This is a genomic window from Streptomyces sp. NPDC018833 (genome assembly GCF_044390825.1).
Classification (GTDB): domain Bacteria; phylum Actinomycetota; class Actinomycetes; order Streptomycetales; family Streptomycetaceae; genus Streptomyces.
In genome coordinates this window covers 292,010-307,575 of record NZ_JBIRZM010000002.1, presented here as the reverse complement: position 1 = coordinate 307,575, position 15,566 = coordinate 292,010, and the positions used below count along the sequence as shown (strand labels likewise).

12 protein-coding genes are annotated in these 15,566 nt (G+C 72.4%); 8 read left to right on the top strand and 4 right to left on the bottom strand.

Annotated features, from left to right (window positions below):
* The first annotated feature begins 22 nt into the window (after window positions 1–22).
* The 4 genes from ACH5AF_RS05335 to ACH5AF_RS05320 all read left to right on the top strand — a co-directional run bounded on the left by ACH5AF_RS05335 (window position 23) and on the right by ACH5AF_RS05320 (window position 3,698).
* Window positions 23–1,108, top strand: coding sequence for a Zn-ribbon domain-containing OB-fold protein (locus tag ACH5AF_RS05335; protein ID WP_398900076.1), 1,086 nt, complete (start codon window positions 23–25; stop codon window positions 1,106–1,108).
* Window positions 1,105–2,160 carry a thiolase domain-containing protein gene (locus ACH5AF_RS05330; protein WP_398900075.1) on the top strand — a complete coding sequence of 352 codons (1,056 nt, stop codon included), beginning with the start codon at window positions 1,105–1,107 and terminating at the stop codon, window positions 2,158–2,160. The genes ACH5AF_RS05335 and ACH5AF_RS05330 overlap by 4 nt, the downstream gene beginning before the upstream one ends.
* Window position 2,161: 1 nt before the next feature.
* Window positions 2,162–3,328, top strand: coding sequence for a thiolase domain-containing protein (locus tag ACH5AF_RS05325; protein ID WP_398900073.1), 1,167 nt, complete (start codon window positions 2,162–2,164; stop codon window positions 3,326–3,328).
* 154 nt (window positions 3,329–3,482) lie between these two features.
* A complete protein-coding gene (locus ACH5AF_RS05320; protein WP_398900443.1) occupies window positions 3,483–3,698 on the top strand; it encodes a DUF397 domain-containing protein in 216 nt (71 codons plus the stop codon).
* A 649-nt stretch (window positions 3,699–4,347) separates the two neighbouring features.
* Here ACH5AF_RS05320 and ACH5AF_RS05315 read toward each other — a convergent pair.
* Window positions 4,348–4,713 (bottom strand): hypothetical protein, encoded by a 366-nt coding sequence (locus tag ACH5AF_RS05315; protein ID WP_398900072.1) that lies wholly within the window; start codon window positions 4,711–4,713, stop codon window positions 4,348–4,350.
* Between the two features lie 222 nt (window positions 4,714–4,935).
* On the opposite strand from ACH5AF_RS05315, the gene ACH5AF_RS05310 reads away from it, so the two are divergent.
* Window positions 4,936–5,436 (top strand): hypothetical protein, encoded by a 501-nt coding sequence (locus ACH5AF_RS05310; RefSeq protein ID WP_398900071.1) that lies wholly within the window; start codon window positions 4,936–4,938, stop codon window positions 5,434–5,436.
* A 153-nt stretch (window positions 5,437–5,589) separates the two neighbouring features.
* Here the strand turns inward: ACH5AF_RS05310 and ACH5AF_RS05305 are convergent, their stop codons facing one another.
* Window positions 5,590–7,101 (bottom strand): trehalose-6-phosphate synthase, encoded by a 1,512-nt coding sequence (locus tag ACH5AF_RS05305; RefSeq protein WP_398900070.1) that lies wholly within the window; start codon window positions 7,099–7,101, stop codon window positions 5,590–5,592.
* A gap of 285 nt (window positions 7,102–7,386) precedes the next feature.
* On the opposite strand from ACH5AF_RS05305, the gene ACH5AF_RS05300 reads away from it, so the two are divergent.
* From ACH5AF_RS05300 to ACH5AF_RS05290, 3 genes are all read left to right on the top strand, one after another.
* Complete coding sequence (locus ACH5AF_RS05300; RefSeq protein ID WP_398900069.1) at window positions 7,387–8,694, top strand: NAD-dependent epimerase/dehydratase family protein; 1,308 nt, start codon at window positions 7,387–7,389, stop codon at window positions 8,692–8,694.
* Window positions 8,695–8,792: 98 nt separating this feature from the next.
* A complete protein-coding gene (locus ACH5AF_RS05295; protein WP_398900068.1) occupies window positions 8,793–10,064 on the top strand; it encodes an MFS transporter in 1,272 nt (423 codons plus the stop codon).
* Window positions 10,064–10,783 carry an HAD family hydrolase gene (locus ACH5AF_RS05290; protein ID WP_398900067.1) on the top strand — a complete coding sequence of 240 codons (720 nt, stop codon included), beginning with the start codon at window positions 10,064–10,066 and terminating at the stop codon, window positions 10,781–10,783. The genes ACH5AF_RS05295 and ACH5AF_RS05290 overlap by 1 nt, the downstream gene beginning before the upstream one ends.
* A gap of 149 nt (window positions 10,784–10,932) precedes the next feature.
* Here the strand turns inward: ACH5AF_RS05290 and ACH5AF_RS05285 are convergent, their stop codons facing one another.
* Complete coding sequence (locus ACH5AF_RS05285; protein ID WP_398900066.1) at window positions 10,933–13,137, bottom strand: germacradienol/geosmin synthase; 2,205 nt, start codon at window positions 13,135–13,137, stop codon at window positions 10,933–10,935.
* 225 nt (window positions 13,138–13,362) lie between these two features.
* On the bottom strand, window positions 13,363–15,339 hold the full coding sequence (locus tag ACH5AF_RS05280) for an N-acetylmuramoyl-L-alanine amidase (RefSeq protein WP_398900065.1): 1,977 nt from the start codon (window positions 15,337–15,339) through the stop codon (window positions 13,363–13,365).
* Between the last annotated feature and the right edge of the window lie 227 nt (window positions 15,340–15,566).

Below are 15,566 nucleotides of genomic sequence, written 5' to 3'. Positions count from 1 at the left end.
CGCGCAGAACGGAGCGCCTCCCATGACACCCGGACCCGGACCCGCGACAGGGGCGCTCAGTGCGCCGATGGTCGTCGAGTTCCCCTTCACCCGCTCCCTCGGTGCCGTGCAGAGCGCCTTCCTCACCGGGCTGCGCGAGAAGGCCGTCCTCGGCGTGCGCACCGGCGACGGCAAGGTGCTCGTGCCACCCGTCGAGTACGACCCCGTCACCGCCGAGGAGTTGAGCAGCCTGGTCGAGGTCGGCGCCACCGGCACGGTCATCACCTGGGCCTGGAACGCGGTCCCGCGCCGCGGCCAGCCGCTGACCACCCCCTTCGCCTGGGTGCTCGTCCGCTTCGACGGCGCCGACACCGCGCTGCTGCACGTCCTCGACGCGCCCGGCCCCGATGCCGTACACACCGGTATGCGGGTGCGCGTCCGATGGGCCGTGCAGCGCACCGGCGCCATCACGGACATCGCCTGCTTCGAGCCGTACGACACGGAGCCGTACGACACGGAGCCGTACGACACGGAGCCGTACGAGAAGGAGCCGTACGCCACGGAGAACGATGCGGGCCATGGCGCGGGGCGCGTCGGGGAGCCGTACGGCACCGCAGCCGCCGCCCCCGCCCGCCCTCACAGCGGCGCCTTCGACGACCCCGTCACCACCATCGTCACCCCCGCCCGGCTCGACTACACCTACGCTCCCGGGCGCGCGCAGAGCGCCCACCTCGCCGCGCTTTCCGAGCGCAGGATCGTCGGCGAACGCTGTCCACGCTGCCGGAAGGTCTACGTCCCGCCCCGCGGCGCCTGCCCCACGTGCGGGGTGGCGACCGCGGAACAGGTCGAGGTCGGCCCCAGCGGCACCGTGACCACGTTCTGCATCGTCAACATCAAGGCCAGGAACGCCCTGAACGACGCCATCGAGGTGCCCTACGTCTACGCGCACATCGCCCTCGACGGCGCCGACCTCGCGCTGCACGGGCGCATCGCAGGCATCCCGTACGACCAGGTGCGCATGGGGCTGCGCGTCGAACCGGTGTGGCGGGACGGCACGCTTCACCCCGACCACTACCGGCCGACCGGCGAGCCCGACGCCGACTACGACACGTACAAGGAGCTCCTGTGACGCGGTACGCCAGGGACGTCGCCATCGTCGCCTTCGCGCAGACCGACCACCGGCGCCGCACGGACGACGTGTCCGAGGTCGAGATGCTCATGCCGGTGCTGCACGACGTCCTCACCCGTACGGGCCTGACGGCCGGCGACATGGGCTTCACCTGCTCCGGGTCCAGCGACTATCTCGCCGGACGCGCCTTCTCGTTCACCATGGCCCTCGACGGAGTGGGCGCCTGGCCGCCGATCAGCGAGTCGCACGTCGAGACGGACGGCGCCTGGGCCCTGTACGAGGCGTGGGTGAAACTCCTGACGGGTGAGGCGGACACCGCGCTCGTCTACGCGTATGGCAAGTCATCCCCCGGTGACGTACGCGAGGTGCTGAGCCGTCAGCTCGACCCGTACTACCTCGCCCCGCTCTGGCCCGACTCGGTTGCCCTCGCCGCCCTCCAGGCGCAGGCGGTCATCGACGCGGGCATCGCCGACGAGTCCGTCTTCGCGGCGGTCGCCGCCCGCAGCCGTGCCGACGCGACCGCCAACCCTCACGCTCAGCTCAAGGGCGAGCTTCCCGCCACCGAGCACCTTGTCCGGCCGCTCAGGGCCGCCGACTGTCCGCCGGTCGGCGACGGCGCGGCCGCGGTGGTCCTCGCCGCCGGCGACACCGCCCGCGCACTGTGCCCCCGGCCTGCGTGGATACGGGGCATCGACCACCGTGTCGAGGCCCACTCCCTCGGCGTACGGGACCTCACGCACTCGCCGTCGACGCGCCTCGCGGCCGAGCACGCCGGAGCGTTCGAGCGACCGGTCGACACCGCGGAACTGCATGCGCCGTTCAGCTCGCAGGAGATCGTCCTGCGCCGGAGTCTCGCCCTCGACGACAGCGTGAGGGTCAACCCGTCCGGCGGAGCGCTGGCAGCCAATCCGGTGATGGCCACCGGCCTGATCAGGCTCGGCGAGGCGGCCGCCCGCATCCACCGCGGCACGTCCGACCGGGCGCTCGCCCACGCCACGTCCGGCCCGTGCCTGCAGCAGAACCTGGTCGCCGTCCTCGAAGGAGAGGTCTGACATGCCCCGAGAGCCCGTGGCCGTCGTCGGCATCGGCCAGACCAAGCACGTCGCCGCCCGCCGCGACGTCTCCATCGCCGGACTCGTCCGCGAGGCCGCGCAGCGGGCCCTGGACGATGCCCGGCTCGGCTGGGCCGACATCGACGCCGTCGTCATCGGCAAGGCACCGGACTTCTTCGAGGGCGTGATGATGCCCGAGCTGTATCTCGCCGACGCGCTCGGCTCCGTTGGCAAACCCGTGCTCCGCGTGCACACCGCCGGATCGGTCGGCGGTTCCACCGCGCTCGTCGCCGCAGGCCTGGTCACCGCACGCGTCCACCGCACCGTCCTCACGGTCGCCTTCGAGAAGCAGTCCGAGTCCAATGCCATGTGGGGCCTGTCGCTGCCGATCCCCTTCCAGCAACCCCTCCTCGCGGGGGCCGGCGGCTTCTTCGCCCCCCACGTACGCGCCTACATGCGGCGTACCGGCGCACCGGGCACGATCGGTTCCCTCGTCGCCTACAAGGACCGCCGCAACGCGCTCAAGAACCCGTACGCCCACCTGCACGAGCACGACATCACCCTGGAGAAGGTGCAGGCGTCGCCCATGCTCTGGGACCCCGTCCGCTACTCCGAGACCTGCCCCTCCTCCGACGGCGCCTGCGCCATGGTCCTCACCGACCGCAGGGGCGCGGCCCGTTCGCCCGCGCCGCCCGCCTGGATGCACGGTGGTGCCATGCGCAGTGAGCCGACGATGTTCGCGGGCAAGGACTTCGTCTCCCCGCAGGCCGGAAAGGACTGCGCCGCCGATGTCTACCGGCAGGCAGGCATCACCGACCCGCGCCGCGAGATCGACGCGGTCGAGATGTACGTACCGTTCTCCTGGTACGAGCCGATGTGGCTGGAGAACCTGGGCTTCGCCGCGGAAGGCGAGGGGTGGAAGCTCACCGAGTCCGGAGCGACCGGACTCGACGGCGATCTGCCTGTCAACCCGTCGGGCGGCGTGCTGTCCACCAACCCCATCGGGGCCTCGGGCATGATCCGTTTCGCCGAGGCGGCATTGCAGGTGCGCGGACAGGCCGGGGAGCACCAGGTCGACGGCGCCCGCAGGGCGCTGGGCCAGGCCTACGGCGGCGGATCGCAGTTCTTCTCCATGTGGCTCGTGGGGGCGGAGCCGCCGACCGCATGACGCGGCACGCATCGGCCGGCCGGTCAGCCGACGCCGCGCCGCGCCGCGTGTCCGCGCCCTGTCCGCGACCCGGCACCGTCGCTAGTCTTGCCCGGGAGTCGATGCGGTGAGGAGCAGGGACGTGGCCGACAGCACCACCACCACTACCACGCACATGTTTTCGGGCTGGGACAAGCCGGAGCTTGATCTCAGCGGCGCCGACTGGCAGTCGGGCAGTCAGGGAGTGGGCGACGTCCAGGTCGCCTTCGTCGAAGGCTTTGTCGCGATGCGTAACGGGGGGCGGCCCGAGAGTCCGTCGCTGATCTTCAGCCCTGCCGAGTGGCGTGCCTTCGTGCTGAACGCCCGCGACGGTGAGTTCGACCTGACGTGACATGAGGGGATGACTCGACCTGACTCGGCCTGACGTGGAGTGGCCGGGGGCCGCCCGGCTGCGGGGCCACGGTGGCCGGCACGGCCGCGCCTGCTCACTGCCTCGTCCTCGTCCCCCTTGTCCTCGACCTCACGATCCGCCACGACGGGCATCGGGGCGTGGCCGACGGCCTGGCGGGTATACGGCGGGACTGAAGGAGTGGCTCCCGCCGGCACGTGGACGGCCTCGATGGCCCGCGGGGCGAGACCGCGCGGAGGAGGGCGGCAGCCGGCCGCGCCCGGTGCACGCAGGCCGGTCGTTCCCGACGGATCACCCGGTCCGCGCTCCGGGCCCGATCGCCGAGGCGACGCGAGCCGCGGGGCGAGACCGCGGGGAGGCGCGGCAGCCGGCCGCGCCCGGCACTGGGCGCGCAGGCCCCGCACCCACCTCGGTCGGCGGCCGGCGTATCCGCGGTGGCCGTAGCTCGGTCGGCGCGTCCGCGGCGCTTGTACCCCGGTCGGCGGCCGGCGTATCCGCGGTGCCCCGTATCTCCGTACCCCCGACCCGGGCGACCGCCTGCGGCGCAGGTCGGCCCCTGCCCTGTCGACCGCCTGCGGCGACCCGGTCTCAGCCCAGGTCTCCTCCCTCCCGGACCGCGGCCGCAGCCGCGTCAGGCGGACGTCTGGGTCGCGCCGTGGGACGGGCCGGCCGCCGAGCCGTTGATCTTCTCGATGGCCTGGCGGGCGTGCTCGCCCGGCGTACGGGCCGTCAGCGTCGAGACGGACGAGACCGAGGCCGCCGACGGCGGGAGCGGCGGGGCAGGGTCCGGGGCGGGCTTGGCGCGCATCGCGGAGCGAGTGCGCAGCCGGTGCCCGGCGGCCTCGTCGAGGCTCACGGGCCGCTGCATCCGAGCGGCGAGCCTGCCCGCCTCCTGGCCGAGCGCCGCCACGTCCTCCCACTGGAGTCGGACCACGAGGCGGAGTTCTGCCTCGCCGTCGGGAAGTGCCTGCAGGTCGGGGCCGATGGGGTCATTCATGGGCTGATCCTCACGTGTCGGTACGGATCTTCGTCGGTGCTCTGCTCCTCGCGGACAACGGGTGCGCACAGGGGTACGGGCGCGGGGCCGCGCGCGTTCAAGGCGGCCCCCGGCAGGCGGCCCCGCGCCCGCGGTGACCATGGAGGCCAGCGCCCCGGTCGCACGCGACAGGGTCCCTGCCCCGACTCGGCCGACCCCCTGCGGGCACGTACCATTGCGGTTATGTCGTTTCTCCGCCGCCGCAGCGCCGCCACACCCGCGGGTCCGGACTTCGATGTCCTGGCCATGGACCCGGGCGACTGGCCCGGAAATCTCGGCGCCGGCCTGCTGCCCGCTCCCGACGGCAGCTGCCAGGGCGTCTTCCTGCGCTACGACCTCTTCGGCGGCCGCGGCCCCGCGATGATCATCGGCAACCTTCCCGAGGGGTCCCCCGCCCGCGAGGTCGAGGAGGGCGAGATCCCCTTCGAGGTCGCCCAGCTCCTCATCGCTCTGGACAACGACGAGCCCGTCGAGGTGGTCGACATCGAGGACACGCCGGTGATGCAGGGCGACAATCTGCTGATCGTCCGGCGCGTCAAGCTCTCCGAAAGCCGGATCTCCTGCGTCCAGTTCGACCGCAGCGACAATGTGCTCGTCACGATCGCCAGCTGGGACCGTCCGATCACCGACGACCTCTACGCGCTGCTGAAGCCGCTGCCCGCGGAGCTCTTCCAGCAGGGCTGAACCCACTGCACGAGCACACCGCACACCGCATCGCCGCGCCCGCCTTGCGCGGGCACGGCGACGTGCGTGAGCGACAGGTGAGCGGACCCCGGCATCGCCCAGCCCGCACCGCACCTGCCCCCTGCACCTGCCCGCGGACCTATTCCGCCGGACCTATTCCGCGGCCTCGACGGCCCGCTCCGCTCCTTCCCTTTCTTCCTCGGCAGCCTGAGCAAGCTCCGCCAGGACGTCGGTCAGCCACCGTTCGGGTGGCAGCGCCACCGCGCCCTTGCGCAGCCTCTCCAGCCGTTCGGCCCGCTCCGCCCGGGACAGGTCGAGGCCCGCGGCGATGGCGTCCGCGAGCTCCTGGACGTCGAAGGGGTCGATCAGGACGCAGCCGTCGGCGAGGTCGTCAGCCGCTCCGGCGTGCCGGGACAGGACCAGCGCCAGATCGCGCCGGCTGAGTACGGCGGCCTCCTTCGCGACGAGGTTCATACCGTCCCGTACCGGATTCACCACCAGCACGTCGGCCAGGGCCATTGCTGCCAGTCCGCGCCCGAAGTCGTTGCGGGTCTCCAGGACGACCGGCTGCCAACCGTCCCTGCCGAAGCGCTCGTTGATTCCTGCGGCGAGCATCTCGACCTGCGCCGCGAGCTCGCGGTACGCGGCCAGCTCGCCACGTGAAGCGTAGGCGAGAACGAAGTGCACCACCGAGCCGTGCCGGCCGGGGTGCTGTTCGAGGAAGCGCGCGTACGCCTCCAGCCCCCGCACGATGTTCTTCGACGGTTCCATCCGGTCCACCCGCACCACCAGGCGGGCGTCCCCGGTCACGTCGCGCAGCCGGCGTTCGTGCTCCGCCACGTCCGGGGCCGCGGCGCGCGTGTGCAGGGCATCGGCGTCCACGCCCACCGGGAAGCAGCGCACCCGCGACCAGCGCCCGTCCGGGCCGCGCACCGCCCGTCGGGTGCGGTCGGTGCGCAGCCCCAGCTGCTCGCAGCAGGACAGGAACGCCTCGGCCCAGCGCGGCACGAGGAAGCACACCAGATCTGCTCCCAGCAGACCCGTCACCAACTCCCGCTGCACGTCGAGGGGGAGCACGGCGAAGCGCTCGGGGTCGGCCCACGGCGTCATGGTGCAGTGCGCGCTCCGCAGATCCGGGCGCAACTCCCGCAGCCGGCGCGGGGCCAGCGTCAGGTGGTAGTCCTGCAGCAGTACGGTGCCGCCGGGCAGTGCGGACTCGGCGCACGCGGCCGCGAAGTCGTCGTTGACCCGGCGGTACCCGTCCCAGTGGGATCTCAGTTCCGCGTCGAAGGCCGACTTCCCGCCATCATGGGGCAAATGGTGCTGCAGGAACCACAACAGCTCCGTGGAGACCGTTTGGTAGTAGGCGGCGAAGAGGGCTGGGTCGAGGTCGAGCAGCCGTACGCCGATCGGGCCCTCGGGCAGGCCCACTTCGTCGAGCCGGCCCCGTGCGCGCAGGTCCCGGGCGGCGGCCCGGTCCTCGTCGGTCAGGGCGGCGGCCACCCACACCCCGCCGTGCGAGGCGAGCGCCGGGCCGAGTACGGCGATCAGGCCGCCGGCTCCGCGGTGCACGACCACCCGGCCGTCGTCACCGGTCCGCCGTTCGACCGGTCCGCGGTTGGAGGCGATCACCAGACTCGCACGCTGCTGCTGCGCTGTGTCCATTGCCCTTGGACTTCCCCTCGGTTTTCGGGTTCTCTCCCGGTTTCGCCTCCGGCACCGGCAGCGCTCCGCCACCACGACCCGACGGTGCTGCCTCCTCCGGCGGCGGGCGGTGCAGTGTATGCGCGGACGGCCGCATCGCCGGAAGACGGCAGGGGTGAATTGGTCAAGTCGAATGTGAGGCAGTCGAGTTGACAGACACTGGAGTGGTTCGTGGCGGGCCCCGCCCCGCCTTCCTACGCTCGCCCGTGTTCGGAGCACAGCTCTCCCACGAACGCGAGGTGCCTTATGGAACACATGGTCGACTCCGCGGGTGGCCGGCCCGAACCGGTGGTCCCCGACACCGTGTCCGAGCAGAGCCGTTCCGCGTTCCAGGACTATCTGGACGTACAACGGCGAACCATCCGCGTGCCCGAGGACGACCTGCGCAGGCGTATCGCCGGCCGCACCGTCGTCGTCACCGGAGCGGCGGGCTGTATCGGGCGGGCGCTGCTCGCCGAACTCCGGGCCTGCTCCCCGGCGCGTGTCGTCGGCGTGGGACTGGAGGAGCAGCCCCGCCTGCCCGACGCCGACGAGCACCACACTCTCGACATCCGCGACGGCGCCGGGCTGACCGCACTGTTGCGACGGATTCGTCCTGACCTCGTCTTCCACCTGGCCGCACAGCGCGACCCGGGTCTGGCCGAGCGCGCGGCGGCACACACCATCAGCACCAACGTGCTGGGCACGGCCCACGTCATCGAGGCCTGCGTCGCGGCCGGGACCGGCCAGCTCGTGTACGCCTCCACGGGCAAGGCGCTGCGGCCCTACACCAGCGACGTCTACGCCCAGAGCAAACGTACCGGCGAGTGGCTCGTCGTCGACGCGGCCGAGCGGGGCGTCCTGCCGGGCGCTGCCGTCCGCTTCACCCACGTCGTCGACAACGCGATCGTGCTCGGCCGCTTCCGGGACTGGTGCCGACGTGGTGAACCCCTGCGACTGCACGGCAGGGACACCTCGTTCTACGTCCAGTCGGCGCGCGAGTCGGCCCGGCTGCTGCTCGCCGCGTCGCTGGCCCCGCTCGACGACCGTTTCCGGCTGTACGCCATCCACGACCTGGGCTGGCCCGTGAGCCTGATGGACCTCGCCCTGGGTGCGGTGGCCGAACAGGGCCGGCCCGTCCCCGTGGAGGTCGTCGGATACGAGCCTGGTTACGAGGAGCAGCCCTACCCCGGGCTCTACGACCCTCGCTACTCCGGTGAGATCAGCCCGCTGATCAACGCCCTGGAGGCGCCGTCCGTGCGGCCCGGCCCCGGCGGCGACGTCGACTGCGCCGGCGGCCGCGCCCGGCTCACCCCCGAACTGCGTGCGGGCGTCGACCACCTGACCCGGCTGTGCGCCCACCGCACCGACGAGAACTGGATCCGCGGCGTCTTCGACGCGCTGGCCTGGGGGCTGCTCGACCACGCGATCAACGATGCTGAACCGGACTCCGTACGCCGCATCGTCAGGCTCACCACGCCGCACCGGGAGCGGATGCCGGCTGAACACCTCAGGATCGACGATCTGTTCCGCAAGCACGCGGCCCGCCTGCGCCCGCCCGCCAAGGCCGCGTGATGACCTCACGGACCGGTCCCCGCGGCGCGGCACCGGCCGGCCCCCGTGACGCCGCGCCTGCCACCGGACTCACCCGGGCCCCCGGCGAGGCGCCTGCCGTGGGGAGCGGGAGATCCGCGCTGCGCGCCCTGCTCGCCGCGCAGGGCGTGGGTGCGCTCGGACTTGCCGCCGGTGGCACGGCCGGTTCGCTCATCGCCGAGGACATCCTCGGATCCACCGCCTACGCGGCTCTGCCCCTCGGCCTCCTGGTGCTGGGAGCCGCCGTGTCCGCACCGCTGCTCACGGCGCTGATGCGACGGCGCGGACGGACCGCGGGCCTCGCCGTCGGCTACGCACTGGCCACGGCGGGGGCCGCCCTGGTGGTCCTTGCGGCCGCGCTCACCGACCCCGCCACGCTGCTCGTGGGCAGCGTGTTGCTCGGGATCGGCAACAACGCCGTCATGCTCGGCCGCTACGTGGCGGCCGACCTCGCGCCGGCCGGGCACAGCGCACGGGCCATGAGCGCCGCTCTGACCGCGGTCACCGCGGGTGCGGTCGGCGGACCGGCGCTGCTCGGCCCCGCGGGTTCGGTGGCGAGGTCCCTGGAGCTGCCGGCCGCCGCAGGCCTGTACCTGCTGGCGGCCGTCGCCTTCCCTGCCGCCGCCGCGCTGACGCTGCGGCTGCAACTCCGTTTGCGGCACACCGTCGGGGTCCGGGGCACCGCCGTGCTCGCCGCGAGCGACGATCCGCAGCCGGGCGGCGCCGGCACCCGTGACCGTCCGAAGGCCGACAACTCCGCCGCTGGCCACCGGCTCACGGGCCACCGGCTCACGGGCCGACGGCTGACCGGTGGCGCGGCCCTCGCGCTGATCGTGCTGGGCGTCTCGAACCTGACCATGGTGACCGCGATGGGCGTCGCCCCCGCCCGTCTGCACGCCCACCACTGGTCGCTGGACACGGTTGGGCTGCTGGTGGCCGGCCATGTCGTGCTGATGTTCGGCCCGTCGGCCCTGTCCGGATGGTTCTGCGACCGTGCCGGACCGCGGCGGACGGCACTGCTCGGCGGCCTCGTCCAACTGCTCGCGCTTCCGCTCATCGCCCCCGCGGGCACCGGCGGCAGCCTGGCCGCCGTACCGGGACTGCTGCTGCTCGGTCTGGGCTGGAACCTCCAGCTCGTCAGCGGCAGCGCCCTGGTGATCCGCACCGCCGCGCCCGCGCACCGCCACCGGGCCGAGGGTCTCGGAGAGTCGGCGATGGGGGCGGGCGCGGTCGTCGGCACGCTCGGCATGGCCGGACCGCTCCTCGCCGCAGGCGGGCTGCCGTTGCTGTGCCTGGCCCTCGGGGCCTTCACCCTGCTCGCCTCGATTCCACTGCTGCGGGAGTACCACTGATGGCACCGACGTACGGGCGGCCCGGCCCGGGACGGCCCCGGCCCGGCGCGGTCCTCATGGACTTCTCCGGCACACTGTTCGACGACACCTCGGTGATCCGTCCCGAGCGTCTGATCGCCCGCTGTGCCGCACGCGGCCGCGAGTTGGGGCATGCGCAGGCGCAGCGGCTGTGCACCGGGATACTCGCCGTGGTCGACTCTCCCGACGGCCGGGCACGGCGCGAGAACGCGGACCTGTCGGCCGACCGGCACCGCGCAATCTGGACCGCACTGGCCGCATCGGCCCCGGGCAGCGACGCGTTGATCGCGGAGGCGTTCTACGACTGCGTGATCGCGGCCGACGGCTGGCACCCCTATCCGGACACGCCGCAGGTGCTGACCGCACTGCACGCGGCAGAGGTCCCGGTGGCCGTGGTGAGCAACACGGGCTGGGATATCCGGGGTTCCTTCGCCCACGCCGGTCTGGACGGTCTCGTGACCCGGTTCGTTCTGTCCTGCGAGCTGGGCGTGCAGAAGCCGGACCCGGCCCTCTTCCAGACCGCCTGCGATCTCCTGGGCGTACCCCCTGGACACGCCCTCATGGTGGGCGACGACCCCGTACGGGACGGCGCGGCCACCGCAGCGGGCATCCCCGCGTACATCCTCCCGGCGGCCCGGGACCCACTGCGCCCACGCGGACTGGCCGCGGTGACCGACCTGCTCGGCACGGCCGTGTCCTGAGGCATCATGCCCCGACGGCGGCCGGAGACACCATGCCGAGGTGACGGCCTGAGGCACCGTCGCGGATCCACGCGCACAACGGCCCCGGACTCGACGACGGCGCCCCGGTGTCCTCGCCACCGGCGGCGAGGACACCGGCGCGCCCGTCGTCACTGGACCCGCACCTTCGACGGCTGGTCGGGCAGCGTCAGCCGGAAGGCCGACCTCCCGATCCCCGTGGGGATGCCGAGCCGCCAGGGGGCGGCTCCGCCGCGCAGGTCCTCCTCGCGGTAACGCCGGGCGTTCCGGTGCCAGTTGAGAATCCCGGCCAGCCAGTCCTCCAGCTCACCCACATAGCCGGCGAGCGCCGCCCGGGCCTTCTCGTCCAGCGCGAAGTCCTCGCACAGCAAGGGCAGTTCGTGCTCCTTCACATGCAGGAACTCACGCAGTCGCGAGCGCATCAGCCCGTCCGTCATCGTGGCCGCCGTGGCGTAGTCGCAGTCGAAGAACGTCTGCACCACCAGGACGGCGTTGTGGACCTCGCTCTCGTACTCGATCTCCTTCTGGTACGAGAACAGGTCGTTGAGCAGACAGGCGTAGTCCGCGGCGGAATTCTCCAGGCTGCGCAGCGGGCCGCTCGCGTAGATCTCCGGCGGGAGCTCGCCCTCGTGCCGCAGCCGGGCAAGGCTCATGGTCAGGTCCGAGCCGAACGTCAGCCGTCGCATCTCCATGTAGTCGACCGGGTCGGGCACACGGTGCTGCGCCTGGTTGTGCAGCTCCCACAGCCAGCTGTCCAGCATGACGTCGATCGCCCTGCGCAGGGACTGCCGGGCGCTCGGCGACATGGGTCCCGCGGCACGGGCCCACAGGTCCGCCAGGCTGCGCTCCATGGGAGCGACGGCGACGACCGCGCCCGCCTCCGGCTCGTCGACGGGCATGCATTGCTTCAGCCGCTCGTTGCACAGCCTGGCACCCGCGAGATCGCGCGTCCGGCCGTAGACGAGCGGGTAGTAGTCGTCGCCGTACGTGCCCCAGGTCAGCCACTCGGCACTGAGCTCCAGCTCCTCCGGTGTGGCGTCCGGGTCCAGCCCGGCCGAGCACAGCGCGAAGTCGAAACCCGCGAGCTTCGCCTCGTCCCAGATGTCGTTCAGCAGGCCCATGCGGCTCGCCCAGGCCAGCGACATGGCGCGTGCGTCGTCCAGATGCGGGCTGAGCGAGAGGGCGAACGGCAGGTCGAACTCGGGCAGCCGCGAGGGCCCCACCGGCTGCGGCCGGTGCGTGAGCGTACGCAGCCGGGCCGCCGCCGGCCGCCCGAACAGCGTCCTGATGTCGAGGGCCGACGTCCCGAGCACACCGTCCAGAGGTGACGCCGGCCCGGTGTCCACCCCCTCGTTCATGTAGCGGCTGGAGCGCAGGTGCCACTCGTGGCCGCCGGACTGCCAGTCCTGGAGCCCCTTGGCGTAGGCGGCGACCGCCGCGCACTCCACTGGACTCAGCCCCTTCTCCAGGCACAGCGCGGGCACTTCGGTCAGCGCGGTGTTCTCGAACTGCTGGACGCGGGAGGTCAGCAGGTCGTTGACGGCGTCCGCCGCCTCCTGCGTCGTGCAGCCGAGGAACGTCTCCAGGACCAGCACGCCGTTGCTGTTCTCGCCCTCCTCCTCCACCTCCCGCTGGTACGAGAACAGATCGTTGCGCAGATGCACCGCGTCCGAGAACGCGTCGCGCAGCACCCGCAGCGGGCGCGAGTCCGCGACGGACTCGGGGACCTCGGCCCCGGCCGCGTACTCCACGAGCCCCGCCGACCAGGGCGCCCCGCCCACCTTGCGGCGCATCTCGATGTATTCGAGCGGGTTCGCGACGCGACCCTCGTTGATGTTGGACAGTTCCCACATCGACTCGTTGAGCAGGTTCTCGGTGGACAGCGCGAAACGGGCGCGCCAGGCGGGTGACATGGCGGGCACCGTGCGGGCCCACAGATCGGCGAGGCCCGCCTCGACCGGGTTCGTCGGCTCGGGCGTCCCCTCGGACGGGTCCATCGGCATGAACGCCGGCAGCCGGTCCAGATACGCCTTGCCACCCGCCCGGTCCTGGGTGCGCTTGAAGACCTCCAGGAAGTGGTCGTCGAAGAAGAAGACCCACACATACCAGTCCGTGACCAGGCTCAGCGCCTCCGCGTCGCAGTCCGGATGCGTGGAGGCGCACAGCAGCGCGTAGTCGTGGGCGGCGAGGTCGCTCTCCTCCCAGATGCCGGAACCCTCCAGCATTCCCATCCGCCGTGCCCACTGCGTCGTGTGCCGTCGCGCCTCCTCGACATGCGGGTTGAGCCGCGCCGGATACGGCACATAGAAGTCCGGCAGTTCGAAGGGCTGTGCCATGGCACTCAAGGGCCTTTCGGTGAGCATCCGCGCACCGGGGCGCGGACCAGGTGGTGGTCGGCCCAGCCCTACCCTTCGCCCAACCGGCGCACGCACCCGGGCGATTAGTCACACAACCCCACGAAACGGGGGCGGGGTGCCACCGGACCCCACGGCCGATGGCACCCCGCGGTTCCGCTGCCGCGCTTCCTGGTGCCCTCCCGGCAAGCCCTGCGCGTCGCGGCACTAGCGGCCGGTCACCGCCACGTCGGCCGCCTTCACGAACGCCACGCGGTGCCCGAACTGGATCTCGTAGTACATCTCCTTGCCCCGCACCACCCGGTGGCCGGCCGTGTCGAACGTCGTCGCGTAGAGGTACTCGCCCGGCAGCCGGTCACCCACCACGTACTTCTGGCCTGCGAGCAGTTTGTACGGCAGCGGCGAGACGGGCTGTACGGGCACGCCCGCCGGATAGGCCGACGCCTCCGGGTACGCCCGCCCGTACACCGGCACCTCGGCAAGCCCGTCCCTCGGGGTCAGCACCAGCGTCCGCGCCGCCACCGCCGTCGGCTTCTTACGCGGATTGTGGAACCACGCCTTCTGACCCAGGTACCAGATGGCCGTCCAGTCGCCCTCGCGCCCGGCGACCGCGTACTGCTGGCCCGTCGAGGCCCGCGCACCGGTGTCGTTCACCCCGGTCGTCGAGTCCTGCCCGCCAGGACGCAGTCCGATGTCCTTGACCAGCGGCGCACCCTCGCTCGGGTCCGTGTGCAGCCGGACCGCGCCCGAGCCGTGCGGCGTACAGGCCTCACCCGCCTTCACACAACCGGTGTAGGGCGGCCGGTGCGCGTCGTAGTCCGGCCGGATGGTGACCACCGCGCTGTCCGGACCCGCCTGGGGAATGAACGGCCTGCCCAGCAGCGTGAAATAGTGCTGCCAGTCCCAGTAGGGTCCCGGGTCGGTGTGCATGCCCCGGATCGTGGCCGTGGTCGTCCCGGGCACATTGTCATGACCGAGGAGGTGCTGACGGTCCAGCGGAATGCCGAACCGGTGCGCGAGATAGCGCACCAGCCGCGCCGACGTGCGGTACATCGCCTCCGTGTACCAGGCGTCCGGCGACACCAGGAACCCTTCGTGCTCCAGGCCCACCGACTTGGCGTTCACGAACCAGTTCCCGGCGTGCCAGGCCACGTCCTTGAGCGGCACATGCTGCGCGACGTGCCCGTCCGACGAGCGCAGCGAGTACTGCCACGACACATACTGCGGATCCTGCACCAGCCGCAGGGTGGTGTCCCAGGTGGCCTCGGTGTCATGGACGACGATGTACTCCACCGACTGCGAGTCGGGCCGCCCCGCCTTGTCGTGGTTGCCGTAGTCGCCCGCGCCGAACTCCTCGTACGGCGCCGGGATCCACTCGCACGCCACCGACCGCGGACACTCCGTCCGTGCCGCGTCGGCCGTGCGCAGACCGAGCTCCGCCACCTGAGAACGGTCCGGCGCCACATCGGGGTCGGACGCCAGCACCATCCGCTGGCCGCTGTCCGTGGTCCGGGCGTGGCCCGTGCGGATCACATCGAACACGTCGTCGGCGTACGTCCTCGCCGTCGCCACGTCGTCCGCACCCGAGAACCTGGCCACCGCGCCGTACCACTGCGCCGGGTCGTCGCTCGGCGGAAGGCCCAGCGACTTCTGCGCGTCGGCGAGCAGCGCGGCACCGCCGCGTACATTCGCCGCCGCGTCGTCCCGCAGCCGCTCCCGGCCGATGCCCGACACCTGCGCCGCCCGCTCCATTGTGCGCAGCCGAGGCGGCAGCGACGCCGGCTCCGGCAGCGCGGCCTCGGCCGCCGCGCGCGCCGTACGGGCGTCGTCGCCCCGCGCGTCCTCCACCCCGTGCGAATGGTGCGGAGCCTCGGCCAGCGCCGTCCGAGCGTCGGTGAGATGCATGGGACCGTAGCCCCCGGTGACGCTGGCGGCCCCGCCGTGCGCGTCCCAGCGGGACTGCAGGTACGACACGCCGAGCAGCACGCTCTCCGGCACCCCGAACTCATCAGCGGCCTCGGCGAAATCGCGCTGCAGCGCCGATGCCGAAGGGCGCCCGTCCGCGTTCGCCGAGGTGCCCGCGGAGAGCAGGGGCAGCAGCAGAGCGGCAGCGGCCACCGCCGAGCCCGCGGTCCAGGCGTGTCGGCGCGCGCTTCTGGAGCGCGCGAGGGCGAATCCTTGCAAGGCAGCCTCCCAGGACGGATGGTGCGCGGCCGGACCGTTAAGGGGTATCGGGCCACAGACGATCCGTCAATCACGCTTTCGGGGAGGGAATTTGCACGTCAGTACGTGTGTCGCAGACTTTTCGGGACGACGGCTCGCGGGGCTGCGGCGCGTCACTGGCGTGGACCAATGGCCGGTCCCCGTCGGCCCTTCCGGTCCCCCGGATCGCGACCGGACACGCGTCGTCG

Coding starts and splice junctions, on each gene's coding strand:
- ACH5AF_RS05335 (WP_398900076.1), top strand. CDS start 23: ATGACACCCGGACCCGGACCCGCGACAGGGGCGCTCAGTGCGCCGATG.
- ACH5AF_RS05285 (WP_398900066.1), bottom strand. CDS start 13,137: ATGGCACAGCCCTTCGAACTGCCGGACTTCTATGTGCCGTATCCGGCG.
- ACH5AF_RS05315 (WP_398900072.1), bottom strand. CDS start 4,713: ATGAATGACCCCATCGGCCCCGACCTGCAGGCACTTCCCGACGGCGAG.
- ACH5AF_RS05320 (WP_398900443.1), top strand. CDS start 3,483: ATGTTTTCGGGCTGGGACAAGCCGGAGCTTGATCTCAGCGGCGCCGAC.
- ACH5AF_RS05325 (WP_398900073.1), top strand. CDS start 2,162: ATGCCCCGAGAGCCCGTGGCCGTCGTCGGCATCGGCCAGACCAAGCAC.
- ACH5AF_RS05300 (WP_398900069.1), top strand. CDS start 7,387: ATGGAACACATGGTCGACTCCGCGGGTGGCCGGCCCGAACCGGTGGTC.
- ACH5AF_RS05310 (WP_398900071.1), top strand. CDS start 4,936: ATGTCGTTTCTCCGCCGCCGCAGCGCCGCCACACCCGCGGGTCCGGAC.
- ACH5AF_RS05305 (WP_398900070.1), bottom strand. CDS start 7,101: ATGGACACAGCGCAGCAGCAGCGTGCGAGTCTGGTGATCGCCTCCAAC.
- ACH5AF_RS05290 (WP_398900067.1), top strand. CDS start 10,064: ATGGCACCGACGTACGGGCGGCCCGGCCCGGGACGGCCCCGGCCCGGC.